The 12,954-nt window shown below is 49.5% G+C and carries 13 protein-coding genes, 1 tRNA gene and 1 pseudogene; 5 read left to right on the forward strand and 10 right to left on the reverse strand.

Translation table 11 applies throughout. The features are described 5' to 3' along the window. Nucleotides 1-30 precede the first annotated feature (30 nt). The 4 genes and pseudogenes from C2M34_RS02940 to C2M34_RS02955 all read right to left on the reverse strand — a co-directional run bounded on the left by C2M34_RS02940 (nucleotide 31) and on the right by C2M34_RS02955 (nucleotide 3,120). Entirely contained in the window at nucleotides 31-1,206 is a 1,176-nt protein-coding gene (locus C2M34_RS02940; RefSeq protein WP_105199432.1) for a mandelate racemase/muconate lactonizing enzyme family protein, read from the reverse strand. A gap of 12 nt (nucleotides 1,207-1,218) precedes the next feature. Further along, nucleotides 1,219-1,986, reverse strand: coding sequence for a class II aldolase/adducin family protein (locus tag C2M34_RS02945; protein ID WP_105213507.1), 768 nt, complete (start codon nucleotides 1,984-1,986; stop codon nucleotides 1,219-1,221). Between the two features lie 131 nt (nucleotides 1,987-2,117). Continuing rightward, nucleotides 2,118-2,417: a c-type cytochrome gene (locus C2M34_RS02950; RefSeq protein WP_442792501.1), complete on the reverse strand. Its 300-nt coding sequence runs from the start codon at nucleotides 2,415-2,417 to the stop codon at nucleotides 2,118-2,120. Between the two features lie 159 nt (nucleotides 2,418-2,576). Next, a pseudogene (locus C2M34_RS02955) lies at nucleotides 2,577-3,120 on the reverse strand (DUF2058 domain-containing protein). A 166-nt stretch (nucleotides 3,121-3,286) separates the two neighbouring features. Between C2M34_RS02955 and C2M34_RS02960 the strand changes: the two are divergent. Continuing rightward, complete coding sequence (locus tag C2M34_RS02960; protein ID WP_105258020.1) at nucleotides 3,287-4,429, forward strand: MFS transporter; 1,143 nt, start codon at nucleotides 3,287-3,289, stop codon at nucleotides 4,427-4,429. Here the strand turns inward: C2M34_RS02960 and C2M34_RS02965 are convergent. Both C2M34_RS02965 and C2M34_RS02970 read right to left on the reverse strand, forming a co-directional pair. Beyond that, the gene (locus C2M34_RS02965; protein WP_105258021.1) at nucleotides 4,396-4,920 is read right to left on the reverse strand and encodes a prolyl-tRNA synthetase associated domain-containing protein; all 525 of its coding nucleotides are present in this window, start codon (nucleotides 4,918-4,920) and stop codon (nucleotides 4,396-4,398) included. The two genes, C2M34_RS02960 and C2M34_RS02965, sit on opposite strands and share 34 nt — an antisense overlap. Continuing rightward, nucleotides 4,920-5,312, reverse strand: coding sequence for a hypothetical protein (locus C2M34_RS02970; protein ID WP_105199427.1), 393 nt, complete (start codon nucleotides 5,310-5,312; stop codon nucleotides 4,920-4,922). Before C2M34_RS02970 ends, C2M34_RS02965 begins: the two co-directional genes overlap by 1 nt. Nucleotides 5,313-5,465: 153 nt before the next feature. Here C2M34_RS02970 and C2M34_RS02975 point away from each other — a divergent pair. From C2M34_RS02975 to C2M34_RS02985, 3 genes are all read left to right on the forward strand, one after another. Then, nucleotides 5,466-5,541 (forward strand) — tRNA-Ala (locus C2M34_RS02975). Nucleotides 5,542-5,835: 294 nt separating this feature from the next. Further along, nucleotides 5,836-6,699 (forward strand): DMT family transporter, encoded by an 864-nt coding sequence (locus C2M34_RS02980; protein WP_105258022.1) that lies wholly within the window; start codon nucleotides 5,836-5,838, stop codon nucleotides 6,697-6,699. After that, entirely contained in the window at nucleotides 6,696-7,415 is a 720-nt protein-coding gene (locus C2M34_RS02985) for a glycerophosphodiester phosphodiesterase (protein ID WP_105258023.1), read from the forward strand. The genes C2M34_RS02980 and C2M34_RS02985 overlap by 4 nt, the downstream gene beginning before the upstream one ends. 77 nt (nucleotides 7,416-7,492) lie before the next feature. Here C2M34_RS02985 and C2M34_RS02990 read toward each other — a convergent pair whose 3' ends face one another. Further along, on the reverse strand, nucleotides 7,493-8,740 hold the full coding sequence (locus tag C2M34_RS02990) for a glutamate-5-semialdehyde dehydrogenase (RefSeq protein WP_105258024.1): 1,248 nt from the start codon (nucleotides 8,738-8,740) through the stop codon (nucleotides 7,493-7,495). After that, nucleotides 8,737-9,843 carry a glutamate 5-kinase gene (gene proB, locus C2M34_RS02995; protein WP_105199423.1) on the reverse strand — a complete coding sequence of 369 codons (1,107 nt, stop codon included), beginning with the start codon at nucleotides 9,841-9,843 and terminating at the stop codon, nucleotides 8,737-8,739. Before proB ends, C2M34_RS02990 begins: the two co-directional genes overlap by 4 nt. Nucleotides 9,844-10,391: 548 nt before the next feature. Between proB and C2M34_RS03000 the strand changes: the two genes are divergently transcribed. Beyond that, nucleotides 10,392-12,245, forward strand: a complete 1,854-nt coding sequence (locus C2M34_RS03000; protein WP_105213394.1) for a cation:proton antiporter — start codon at nucleotides 10,392-10,394, stop codon at nucleotides 12,243-12,245. A gap of 78 nt (nucleotides 12,246-12,323) precedes the next feature. Here C2M34_RS03000 and rpmG read toward each other — a convergent pair whose 3' ends face one another. Beyond that, nucleotides 12,324-12,479 carry a 50S ribosomal protein L33 gene (gene rpmG, locus C2M34_RS03005; RefSeq protein WP_005493124.1) on the reverse strand — a complete coding sequence of 52 codons (156 nt, stop codon included), beginning with the start codon at nucleotides 12,477-12,479 and terminating at the stop codon, nucleotides 12,324-12,326. A gap of 12 nt (nucleotides 12,480-12,491) precedes the next feature. Then, nucleotides 12,492-12,728 (reverse strand): 50S ribosomal protein L28, encoded by a 237-nt coding sequence (gene rpmB, locus C2M34_RS03010; protein ID WP_105199421.1) that lies wholly within the window; start codon nucleotides 12,726-12,728, stop codon nucleotides 12,492-12,494. Between the last annotated feature and the right edge of the window lie 226 nt (nucleotides 12,729-12,954).

Consider the following 12,954-nt stretch of genomic DNA (forward strand, 5'->3'; position numbering starts at 1 on the left):
GGCGCTTTTTTCTTACCCATTTATTAATATCTATTTTATCTCTACCCGAGCCGAGCGCATCACCACCTCATCATTTAGCTCGATACCTATACCCGGCTCCTCACTCACCTTAAACTTGCCGTTAACCGGTTGCGGGTCTTGAATACACAGCTCGCGGTTCCATTTTTTAATGGCGTAGGTGTGATGTTCGTGGATTAAAAAGTTAGGGATCGCCGTTTCCAGGTGTAAAGACGCCGCGGTCGCTACCGGGCCGCCGCAGACATGAGCCTGAATACGCACGTCGAAAATATCGGCGTAATCACACACCTTTTTGGTTTCGGTAAAACCGCCACACAGGCCGATATCCGGCTGTAATACGTCGATACTCTGATCTTCCAGATAAGGGCGTACGCCCCAACGGTTATACAAGCGCTCGCCACCGGCAATGGGCACGGCCACCTTGTCGGCCACCTTGGCATGCAAGGAATGATTCAAGTAATTCACCGGCTCTTCGTAATACATGCAGTCGAATTCCTCGGCAATTTCACCGATTTGAATCGCCGATGTGGCGCCCGGCAGACTATGACATTCAAAAATAATATCTACCTCATCGCCCACGGCTTCGCGGATGGCCTGCATACGAGCGCGATACAGCTTCATTTCCGCGCGGGAAATTATCTTGGTGCGATCATAATAGGTGTTACCGTGCTTATCGTATTGAATGGGATCCACCTTCACCGCATCATAGCCTTCGGCTATAGCCTTAAGTGCCGCCTCGGCATATTCTTGCGGCTGCACCAGGGCTTTAAACTCGCTGTCCCAGTCAAACTGCAGTTGCGACGCATAGGTACGCAGCTCATCGTTTACCTTACCACCGAGCAGCTGATACACAGGTAAGCCCAAGGCCTTGCCCTTGATATCCCAAAGCGCCGTATCTATGGCGCTCATGGCTGCATAGACTACCGGGCCGCCGCCCAAGCCCCAGAAGCTCTCACGCAACATGCGCGACCACAGTAGCTCGGTTTGAAACGGGTCGTGACCGATCAAGAAGGCCTCGGCCATTTCCTTAATCATGGCCGCCGCAGCGCTGTGGCCTAGATCATAAGCTAGACCAGCCTCACCGACACCACTGATCCCTTCATCGGTGTGAATACGAACAAAAACGGGTGTCCAGGCTGGACGGTCTGGGCAGTGAATGTCGAAAACTTCAACGCGATTAACTTTCATATTCTTTCCTTCTTACTCGGCAAAACCCGGGTCTAAACGATACGCTTTGCGTAACATTGCAGGCCATGCTAACTGCCCGCCGGTGCTGCCGCTGTGCACCACATTGGCTTGATGATAAATGTTGTCGATAATGGCTTGCGGCACCCGAATCGGGTTCTGCTTCATGCTTTGCATCGCCACCTGAATTTCACAGGCACGTTGCAAGTCATAAAAACGCATAAAAGCATCACCCACCGTAGGGCCGACGGTTAAGCCGCCATGATTCACCAGCAGCATATGGTTGGTGGTGCCTAAATCACGCTGCAAACGCGCCTTTTCATCCTCGTTCACCGCCAACCCTTCATAGTCGTGATACGACAAGGATGGCAGGGAGAACATAGAATGTTGTGAATAAGGCTGAAGCCCGCCTTCAACGCTGGCCACGGCAATGGTTTCCTTGGTGTGCAGATGGATCACGCAATGGGCATCGTCACGCACTTCATGAATGGCGCTGTGAATGGTAAAGCCGGCAGGGTTAATCTCATGCGGGGTATCATCTAAGATCTCGCCGTTAAGATTTACCTTCACCAGATTCGAGGCGGTCACCTCATCAAAACTCAGCCCAAAGGCATTAACCAGATACTCGTCGGTGCCAGCAATACGCGCCGACATATGAGTGTAAATCAGATCGCCCCAACGCATATGGTCAACCAAGCGGTAACAGGCCGCCAGGTCGACGCGCAGGCGCCATTCTTGTTCGCTGACCTTATCTTTAAGGTTTAATTTAGGTAACTGGGGGATCAGGGTCATGCACTACTCCGCACACTTTATAGATGGATAGAAGTCTAAACACTTATCAACTGCCATTCAACAAAAAACCACCGCAGAGTAAAACTCATACGGTGGTTTTTTATCTAAATTTGTACCTGACGTTATTTAACGCCAGCAAGGTACTCGGCAATCGCAGCAAATTCTTCGTCAGAAACGGTCGCTACCATGGCTTTCATCGCCATTGACATGCCGTTGGCACGAGCGCCAGACTTGATGTCTTTCATTTGCGCCACTAGGTATTCTTTGTTCTGGCCAGCCAGCTTAGGATAAAGCGGCATAATTGGCGCGTTGCCGTCGGCACCATGACAGGTGTGACAGTTTTTCTCTGTGTATAACGCCTTGCCGTCTGCCGCTTGCGCATTCATCGCCATTGCAGAAACAGCAATCGCACCGGCTCCCATAAGTACTTTAGTGAACTTTTTCATAATATTTACTCTTATAATTGACGGTAAAATTTGGGGAGGTTCCCCCCCACTAGCAATGAGTGTAGACCCTTGTTCTTTACTGTAGCAACTAAGAATTAACAGACGCTGAGCATCCGGCAATCAAAAAATGGCGCATTACCACATCAGATCATCAGGAACTTCGTAGCCTGCATAAGGATCGTCCTCATCGACATCTTTATCATCGCTTTCAACATGGAAAACAATATATTTTTCATCTACTTCAGCGATTTTACGCGCAGGTTCATCCTGCAATACATAAAATTTTCCTTCCAGCACACAAATGGCCAAGCGACCATTGGCCAGGGCCTTTTTGTGTCTGCGCATTCACCTCAATTTCCTTCACCTTGTTTTCATAGGTGAAGTTAAAGGTCAGTGGACCGCGAATTTCGTCCTGGTTGTGATGCTCTAAAATCTGCTTCACACGGGCTACCTGTTCACGCTCTTTGAGCTCTTCCTGGCGTTGCTCATTAAGTTGCGTCGCTTTTTCCTGCTGCGCCTTTTTGGTTTGCTCGATATGCTTTTGCAAATCGCTTTGATCGCTCGTGGCACCTTTTTTCTTCTTTTTCTTTTGCGCTTTGCGCTTTTCTGTTTTTGCCACCTTGGCCTTGTGCTCGGTGGTTAAGCCTGCTTTTAGCAGTTGATCTTGTAAAGAACCCATAATTGTCACTTTCAACAAACTAACTTAATAAGGTTATTTTACCCATCCTTTGACGAAATGACAGTAGCATGGCCGAACTGATGCCACTTTGATTAATCGCAAGCTTTATCCCTCTCTTTGAGGCTATGATACACTCCCTCGCGCCTGGTCTCTGACGTCCGTTATTATGCCCTATTGGTTGTTGCTCTGTTGCTCTGTGGTGATATTTTTTGTGCTGTATGCGGTGCAGCCTCTGCTTGCGCTTTTTGCCCAGCAATATCAGGTCAGCCCCGCCAGTGCCGGGTCGCTAATGACCTTAACCATGCTTCCCTTGGCCATAGCCCCTTTGTTTTATGGCGTTTTTCTCAATCGTCGTAACCTCTATCGGGTGCTGCAAATTGTGATGCTGATGCTGGCCGTTAGCAATGCCCTGGTCCCCCTGTGCACCGAGTTTTGGCAGTTACAATCCCTGCGCCTGTTACAAGGCCTGGCACTACCCGCCGCCCTCACGGCCATGACCGCCAGCATAGCTTTGCGCTTTAAAAGGGAAGATATCAACACCAAAATGAGTGGCTATATCGGCAGTACCATAGCCGGCGGCTTTTTAGGTCGCGCCCTGGCGGCGGGTTTTGCCGAATACCTGAGCTGGCAGAGCTTCTTTTGGCTAAATTCCTTACTCTTGATCTTGTTGGCTTTACTGATTCGCGCCAAGACCGAGCCCGTCTATCAGGCCCACACGCCTTGGCGGGGCAATATTAAGGCGCTGGCAACAACGCGCATTATCAGCCTCTATGGGGCGGTGTTTTGCATGTTCTTTTGCTTTGCCGCACTGCTGAATTACCTGCCCTTTATTCTGCGCAGCACCTATGCCATGAGCAGCACCAAAAATATTGGCTTAGTCTATAGCGGCTATTTACTTGGCGCCTTAGCGACCTTGATCACCCCCTATCTGCACAGGCGCTTTAGGAATGTGTTTGCCTTGCTCGGCGGCGTATTTATATTCTATTGCGCCACCATAGTACTGATGTTCTATCAGCACCTGAGCGTGTTCCTTATCGCCTTTACCTGCTTCTGCGCCGCCATGTTTATTATTCATGCCAGTGCCGCACCGCTGGTGAATCGCCTCAGTAGCGCCAGTGCCAGCCTGACCAATGGTGTCTATGTGTCGTTTTATTACAGCGGCGGCGCCTTGGGCTCATTTTTACCCGGGCTGCTTTATCAGGAATATGGCGAGTATGCGTTTTTGACCTGTATTTTGCTTGTCTGCTTAATGGGTTATGGCTTGATAGTGCTGCCTCAACGCTTAGCCACGGGCAACACCAAGGGCTGACGCTGCCAGTGCTTAAACAAACTGTTGAGCCCGGCCTTGGGCATCAGCCAGGTTTGCTCATTATCGAAGGGGTGACAATGGTACAAGGTTTCGTCTTGGTTAATGTTTTGGGAATCATCCCAAATAGCCGCATCCAGCCATAACTCCACCTCCTGCTGAGGGTCGTTCATCAGGGCCAGCATGGATACACAACCGGGGCGCACACCCAGATAGCGCAGTAAGCGATCATCGGAAGCAAAACCTAAACGAGACACCTGCTGCGCCTTCGACAGCGCCTTAAGATCCACCAGCGCATCATGGGCGGTGATCAGTAAAAAATGTCGACGGCCGTAATTGTCGCGCAAAAACAAGTTTTTCAAACGCACGCCGGGTCGGTGCAGGGCTATTTCATCGGCGGCACTGGCGGTGGCCAGCGGCGGATGGGTGACCTTTTCACAATCGATATTCAGTTGCGACAACAGCGCAGCCAACTCTTCTATACTTGCCGCCATTACAAACAAACGCCACGCAACTGCACGCTAAAGTCGCGCCAGAGTACCTGGTTTATCTCATAGGCATCGGGGCAATAATCGCGCTCTTTTAACTCTTTTTTCAGCGCCGCTGCTGCTTCATCTTCAAGTTGTAACTTAAGCACCCTGGATTCATCAAAATGCTCGCGTTCGATATAAGTTTTCATTTGCTTGCGACTGATGGGCTTGTTGAGATCCAAGGCGGCACGCTTACTGGCTTTAACCGTCATCACATAGGCAAAAATCTTGCGCCCCTGATCATCAAGCTTGGCGTAAAAATCCTGACTATGAATTTCATATTGACGCTCATCCGGGGCGGACGAGCAGCCCAGTAACAAGGCGGTAAATAATAAAAGGGACAGAGCGCTTTTCATAACTTCGACTGTTGTTCTTATACTTACCCGCTACTGTAACAAAGCCCGCACACATTTGGTCAATTTATCGCAGTTTTTTCTGTTCCCATGCTTGACCAGCCTCTAATAATTTATAAAATGATCAGCATTCCTTCGGGAGTCCACCTAAGAAGTGGGGCTATAGCTCAGCTGGGAGAGCGCCTGCCTTGCACGCAGGAGGTCAGCAGTTCGATCCTGCTTAGCTCCACCACTTTCTTTCTATATCTAACTTATTGGTTAGCATCCCTGCGACCACCCAGCTCGGTATCCTTACCTCGCGTTCAAAACTAAAAAAGCAGCGCTTTTTTCGAGCGTTTTTCACCCTGCTTAGCTCCACCACTTTCTTTCTAAATAGACTTTTGTGTTAGCCTGGCACCCAAGCCCATCCCTAGCTAATTATCCCCCTAGATTAGCCCTTGGTCGCATTTACACGAAAATGCCCGACTCCTTCATTTCTCTGCCTTAATTGCCATGATATGCTGACAAAAAATTCAGCCTTGCCGTTATGAATCCCCATAAACAAAGCCTTATTTATCTGCACGTTGCCGTACTCTTATTTGGCGGCACCGCCCTGTTTGCCAAGTTGATCAATCTCTCGGCCTTAGACATCACAGTCTATCGCACCGCGGTGGCCGCAGCCGTCCTGGCCTTGCTGCTTGGTTTTCAGGGTCAGCGTATACGTTTAAGCAGCCGTAAAGATTATGCTATTGCCATTGGGCTAGGCATGATAGTTGGCATACATTGGGTCACTTACTTTGCCGGCATGCAGCTGGCGGGGATCACCATAGGCATAATCGCGTTTTTCAGTTATCCGGTACTGACCGTCTTAATAGAACCCCTGTTTCATAGTCAATGGCCAAAAGCCAAGGATATAGTCAGTGCCTTAGTGGTAAGTGGGGGCATTTACCTCTTGGTGCCCGAAGCGAATTTAGGCAACGATATTACTTTGGGGATAGTTACCGGGGTGTTTTCGGCGCTGTGCTTTGCCCTGCGCAATATTTTCCAAAAGCGTTATTTCACCCATTACAGTGGCCCGCAAACCATGTTTTACCAAACCCTGGTTGCGGCGCTGATGCTGTGCGCTTTTGTCGAGGTGCCGGTGACGGACATCCCCGAGCGTGACATTGCCCTCTTGCTCCTAGTAGCCATTGTTTTTACCGCCGCGCCCCATGCCTTATTTGCAGCTTCACTGCGAGGGCTCAGCGCCACCACCGCCGGGCTTATCTCTTGTTTACAGCCCTTGTACGCAACCATTTTGGCGTTTATGCTGCTGCAAGAGCGTCCCGATACGGCGACGTTAATCGGCGGTCTGATGATAGTCAGCGCTGCCCTTTTTGAAACCTGGTCAGTCTCGAGGCAACCAAAATGAAGGTTTTTGCACACCGCGGAGCCAGCGGCAACCACCCGGAAAACACCGAAATCGCCATTAACTCGGCGTTAGACATAGGTGTCGATGGCATTGAATTAGATCTGCAAAGCTGTTTGGATGACTACGTTATCATCCACGACTCCTGGTTGGACAGAACCACCTCGGGGCAAGGCAAGGTTAATGCCACCGCCTTTGCCGATATTAGGCGGGTGGATGCCGGAAATGGACAAAAGGTGCCGGGCTTACAAGATGTGATTGACTGGGTAGGCAATAAGACCCTGCTGAACCTGGAGTTAAAACACACCTTTTCCCTCGATAAGCTGGTCAGCACCTTGGAGCACAATGTCGACCAAGGCCGACTCAACCGCGATCAACTTATTGTTTCTTCTTTTGATCACCACCAACTGCAATGGTTGAAGCAACATCTGCCCTGGGTCAAAATTGGCGCATTAACATCGTCTATTCCCTTAGGCTATGCGGAATTTGCTCAGCGTCTTAATGCCTATAGTCTGCACTTGGATAAAAACTTTGTTAATCATCAGTTTGTCGCCGATGCAAAGGCGCGGGGGCTGGAGGTCTATGCCTACACGGTAGATAAAGACGAAGATATTTTAACCATGCAGGCACTGGGGGTAGATGGCGTCTTTACCAACTTCCCTTGCAATACCAAGAAAGTCTTGGCACAGCATGGAGATAACCAAGCAGGCATGGCTTAAAGCGCTTTGTCAGCCGAGTCGCAGCACGCATAAAAAAAGCCGCTATCAAGCGGCTTCTTACTTAAGAGGAATCCTTATTAGTCACGCACCTGACCAATACCATTGACCAGGTATTTTTCCGTGGTAAGGGATTCCAGCCCCATAGGACCGTAAGCATGCAATTTGGTAGTGGCAATACCAATTTCGGCACCTAAGCCTAACTGTGAACCATCTGAGAAGCGTGATGATGCATTCACCATAACCACAGACGCATCCACACTGCGTTGGAACAGCGCCGCCGTTTGCTCATTTTGGGTGCAGATCACCTCGGTATGAAAGCTGCCAAAACGATCTATATGGGCCACCGCGGCGTTAAAGTCTTCTACCATGCACACGGCAATTTCTAAGTCCAGGTATTCCTCACCGAACTCGTCTTCACCTATCACCTTGGCGCCATCAAAGTACTGTGCCGCCTGGCTGTCGGCGTTAATACGCACGCCTTTTTCGGCCAAGGCCTTGGCAGCCATAGGTAAAAATTGCGGGGCAATAGCCTGATGCACCACTAGGCCTTCCAGGGCATTACATACCCCAGTGCGCTGCGTTTTACCGTTCAACAGCAGATTTAGGGCAATATCCAAATCTGCGTCCTTATCCACATAAAGGTGACATACGCCCTTAAAGTGCTGGATCACCGGAATGGTGCTGTTCTCGGTGACAAAGTTAATCAGGCCTTCGCCACCGCGAGGAATAATAAGGTCAATGGTCTCGCGCTGGCGCATCAGCTCCATCAGCAGACCACGGTCTGGATCTGGGATCACCGAGATCAACGCCGTTGGTAAATTATGCTGCTCTAATACCTGATGCAGCACCTCGGCGATGGCCATGCTTGAGGCCAGTGCCTCTTTACCACCACGTAAAATTACCGCGTTACCTGATTTAAAACACAAGGCACCGGCATCGGCGGTGACGTTCGGGCGCGCCTCATAAATCATGCAGATCACCCCAAGCGGCACCCGCATCTTGGTAATTTTGATGCCATTGGGACGCTCGCCTAACGAGCGTAATTGGCCCACAGGATCGTCAAGCTCGGCAATGGTTTCAATACCAATGGCCATATCTTCGATACGGGCATCGGTCAGGGTCAGACGGTCAACCATGGCCGGGGCCAAGTTGTTGTCACGGGCCTGGGCAAGGTCTTGTTCATTGCGTGTTTTAATCTGCTCTTTATTGTCGCGCAGCGCCTTGGCCATATCGCGCAATACGGTATTTTTACTCTCGGTATCAAGCAAGGCCAGTACTTTGGCGGCCTTGGCTGCTTGGGCGGAAATATCCTTAACTAAACTCATGATTTCTCCAATACTGCGATGTCTTCATCTGAAATAATCGGGCCGATTGAATCTTGCACCTCATCGCTGAATTCTGTGCTTTCGTTCTCGGCTATAAAGTTCAGCAAACAACTGCTGTAGTTAGCCCTGGCCTTGGCCAGCTTAGTGCCATCGTCGCTGCGCACTAAAATGGTGTCGCCAACCGCAAACTCGCCCCGCACCTCAACTATCTCATGGGGATTAAGCTGTTCGCTATTTTTATCCAGAGGCTCGGTAAAACTCCCTTCAACCACAAGTTCACCCTGCTCGCTGGCGGTGTGTGTGCGCCAGTGAATCGCTTCTTGCATCGGCTTTTCATACGGCATAAAGATAGTGCCCGGATTCTCCCCCTCAAGTAAACGATTAAAAGTTTGTTCCTTAAAACCATTTAGAATAAAGGTGGTGATCCCGTGCGACGTTGCCTTCTCTGCCGCTTCAATTTTGGTTTTCATGCCTCCTGTGCCCACGGCACTGGTAGCACAGCCGGCCATAGCATAAATCGAATCGTCGATCTTGCTTATCTCGGGCAACAACACAGCATCACTGTGTAAATTCGGGTTTTTATCGAATAAGCCATCGACGTCAGAGCAAATCATCAGGGCATCCGCATCGGCGGCGGCCGCAACCATGGCGGACAGGTTATCGTTGTCGCCCACCCTAAGATCGTCCGTGGTCACAGTGTCGTTCTCATTAATAATAGGCAGCACACCGTGATCAAGCAGGGTAAAGATGGTTTCACGAATACTTTTATAGCGCTCACGGTCACGCAAGTCACCATGAGTCAGTAAGATTTGCGCCGAAGGAAAATCAAAAAATCGGTCCCAGGCTGCCATCATCTCAGTTTGTCCCGCCGCGGCCATGGCTTTTTTCATCGCCACGGAGCGCGCTTTATCGGCCGGAAACAGGTGTGAGCCGGCGGCTACCGAGCCGGAGGAGACCAAGATCACCTCAATGCCTTGCGCCCGACAACGAACAATAAACTGCGCAATGCTGAGCAGATAGCGGGAGCTGCAACCATTTTGCTCCGGCGCAATTAAGGCGCTGCCCACTTTAAGTACGATACGTTGCCATTTAAACGTTTGCATGTGCTTCACATCCTTACCAACAGGGTTTTAGGTGATAAACCAACTCATAGCCTCGCCTATCGCCGTGGCGATATCACGAAGAAAAAAGGGCCTAATTTAAACAATAAAAAAGCCGCTATGGAGCGGACCGTGATTAACTAGGGTTGGCCAGTACAGCGACTGACGCATAAGGCTTAGCCACAACCCAAGGGAGTTAAGAAAAAGCACTAACAGTTGTGGTTTGCTTGACTCCATAAAGCACAAAACCACAATTAATTAGCACTCTAATATTTTATGTACGAAGGTTATTATGCGAATCTGTCACTAAATATCAAGGATAAAGGGGCAATAAAGAACATAAAGCCTATTTATATTACGTACAACCACCAACTTACAATGAAAGGGTAGAATTTAAAACCGAAAAAAATATTAGACCTGATACTAATTTTCAATCAGACGATAAACAGCTGGAAAGGCTCAGCTGAAGGTTAGGATTTTGCCGAGCGACATTGTCATCGATGCTCACTTACCTCATACTTAAATTTCACGGATAGATTAAAAGGGTTTTTATGTCAGCTGTTTATATTGCAGGAATTGCGCTATGCAGCGTTATTGCACAGTGGCTCGCCTGGGCCTTTCGCGTTCCCGCGATTTTATTCCTCCTTCTTACCGGTCTTCTACTCGGACCTGCCACTTCCTTACTCAAACCCGATGAGCTATTGGGTGAACTGCTTTTCCCCGTGGTCTCCTTATCGGTGGCTGTGATCCTGTTCGAAGGCGCATTAACCCTGCACTTTCGAGAGCTAAAAGGCATAGGCAAAGTAGTACGAAACCTGTGCTCTGTGGGCATGCTGGTGACCTTTGCGGTGATCAGCACCAGCGCTTACTTACTGCTTGAGCTGGACTGGCGGGTGGCCGCGGTACTGGGTGCCGTATTAGTGGTAACCGGGCCGACCGTGATTGCGCCGCTGCTCAATGCCATGCGCCCAACCCAGGATATTGACCGAGTGCTGCGCTGGGAAGGCATAGTGATTGACCCCATTGGCGCCTTATTTGCTGTCTTGGTGTTTGAGGCCGTAATGCTGGTAGGTCAAAGCGATGTCTTTAGCCATACTTTGGGCGCCCTGGTGACCACCTTAGGCGTTGGCTTTTCACTTGGCGCCGCCGCAGGTTGGATCACCACTCAGCTTATTCGTCGTGAATGGCTGCCCTACGATCTACATAAATTCTTTACCCTTGCTTTGGTGCTGATCAGCTTCACCGTATCCAATCATCTCAGTCATGAGTCGGGCCTGCTGGCAGTGACAGTATTTGGGATCTGGTTAGCAAATCAGGATGACTTGGAAATAGACTCGGTGCTGGAGTTTAAAGAAGATTTGTCCATGATCCTTATCTCCACCCTGTTTATTCTCTTGGCGGCGCGCCTGGAGTTATCGGATTTACTGGCTCTGGATGCGCAGGTGTTTTTCTTCCTCGCTATTGTTCTATTTGTGGCGCGTCCGTTAAATATCTTGCTTTCCACCTATGGCAGCGACCTGCCGATAAAGTCCCGTATTATGTTGGCCTGGATAGCACCACGAGGCATAGTCGCCGCAGCCGTGGGCTCGGTATTCGCCCTCAGTATGGCCGAAGCCGGTATCCTCGATGCCGATAAAATGGTGCCGCTGATCTTTACCGTGATCATAGTGACAGTCGTGCTTAACAGTCTCAGTGCCGTACCCTTAGCAAAACTGCTGGAAGTGCGCCAACCGGCGCCATCAACCCTGCTGTTTATTGGTGCCAACCATGTTTCTCGCGCCATTGCCCGTGGCTTAAAAGATCAGGATATAGATGTGCATCTCTCCGATCCGGCCTGGGAAAACTGCAAAATGGCACGCATGGATGGCCTGCCCTGCTACTACGGCAACCCGCAATCCGAGCATGCCGAGCGTTACCTCCCTCTTGGCAATCTCAATAAGGTATTGGCCCTGTCGCCAAACCGCCATCACAATGCCTTGGGTATTCAATACTTTAGCCATTTGTTGGGGGAGAATAAGGTGTTCTCTTTAAAGTCTTCGCAAAACCACGCCAAAGCCAATAAAGACAGTGCCACCTTCTTATCACGGCAGATCCTCTTTGGCGATAATGGCTCCTACGCCAAGCTCAGCAGCCTGATAGCCAAGGGCGGCAAGGTCAGTGCAACACGCTTAAGTGAAGAATTTGACTGGCAGCAATACCAGGAATTTAATGCCGAGGCCATTCCCTTATTTATTATTGGTGCCGAGAAATCTGTGCGTATCATTACCGAGGATATGGAGCGACCGCCGGAGCAAGGGGAGAAAATTGTCGCGTTGCAGCCGCCGAAAATGTCGCTGATCAAAGATGCTCAACAAAACGGCTCAAGCAAAAATCCGCAGTTGCAGGCAACGAAGAATCCGAATTAAAGGAATAAAAATCAGGCAACAAAAAACCCGACATAAAGTCGGGTTTTTTAGCATATGCTGTAAAAGCTAAGAATCAAATTACTTGATTTTCGCTTCTTTGAAGATCACGTGCTTACGAACTTTAGGATCGTATTTTTTGATCTCCATTTTTTCAGGCATGTTACGCTTGTTTTTGTCGGTAGTGTAGAAGTAACCAGTACCGGCAGTTGAAACTAGACGAATCTTATCGCGCATGACTTAGGTTCCTTAAACTTTTTCGCCGCGAGCACGGACTTCTGCTAGAACCGCGTCGATGCCTTTCTTATCGATAATACGCATACCTTTAGTAGTAGTACGTAGTGATACAAAGCGTTTTTCGCTTTCAACCCAAAAACGGTGAGTTTGTAGGTTAGGTAGGAAACGACGCTTAGTCGCATTGCGCGCGTGTGAGCGGTGATTACCTACCACTGGGCGCTTACCTGTAACTTGACAGACTTTAGACATGTCTATTTATCTCCAATAACTTCGCTCGAGCTTAATTTTCCCTTATGGCCTTTTTGTATACTGCCCCGGGATAAATCGAAGGGCGCTCTTTATACAGCATAGACAGGCAAAGTTCAAGAAACCTGATCTCAGAATCAGCTCATGTATGAATTTTGATAGCGGCCAATTATAGAGATCTAGGCGGCAAAGGGAAAGCAAAAACTGCATTTAAATTGCACTAAAGGCG

It is taken from the genome of Pseudoalteromonas sp. T1lg88, assembly GCF_002964765.1.
In the GTDB taxonomy this organism is placed as follows: Bacteria; Pseudomonadota; Gammaproteobacteria; order Enterobacterales; family Alteromonadaceae; genus Pseudoalteromonas.

Coding starts and splice junctions, on each gene's coding strand:
- C2M34_RS02940 (WP_105199432.1), bottom strand. CDS start 1,206: ATGAAAGTTAATCGCGTTGAAGTTTTCGACATTCACTGCCCAGACCGT.
- C2M34_RS02950 (WP_442792501.1), bottom strand. CDS start 2,417: ATGGGAGCCGGTGCGATTGCTGTTTCTGCAATGGCGATGAATGCGCAA.
- C2M34_RS02960 (WP_105258020.1), top strand. CDS start 3,287: ATGCCCTATTGGTTGTTGCTCTGTTGCTCTGTGGTGATATTTTTTGTG.
- C2M34_RS02965 (WP_105258021.1), bottom strand. CDS start 4,920: ATGGCGGCAAGTATAGAAGAGTTGGCTGCGCTGTTGTCGCAACTGAAT.
- C2M34_RS02970 (WP_105199427.1), bottom strand. CDS start 5,312: ATGAAAAGCGCTCTGTCCCTTTTATTATTTACCGCCTTGTTACTGGGC.
- C2M34_RS02980 (WP_105258022.1), top strand. CDS start 5,836: ATGAATCCCCATAAACAAAGCCTTATTTATCTGCACGTTGCCGTACTC.
- C2M34_RS02985 (WP_105258023.1), top strand. CDS start 6,696: ATGAAGGTTTTTGCACACCGCGGAGCCAGCGGCAACCACCCGGAAAAC.
- C2M34_RS02990 (WP_105258024.1), bottom strand. CDS start 8,740: ATGAGTTTAGTTAAGGATATTTCCGCCCAAGCAGCCAAGGCCGCCAAA.
- proB (WP_105199423.1), bottom strand. CDS start 9,843: ATGCAAACGTTTAAATGGCAACGTATCGTACTTAAAGTGGGCAGCGCC.
- C2M34_RS03000 (WP_105213394.1), top strand. CDS start 10,392: ATGTCAGCTGTTTATATTGCAGGAATTGCGCTATGCAGCGTTATTGCA.
- rpmG (WP_005493124.1), bottom strand. CDS start 12,479: ATGCGCGATAAGATTCGTCTAGTTTCAACTGCCGGTACTGGTTACTTC.
- rpmB (WP_105199421.1), bottom strand. CDS start 12,728: ATGTCTAAAGTCTGTCAAGTTACAGGTAAGCGCCCAGTGGTAGGTAAT.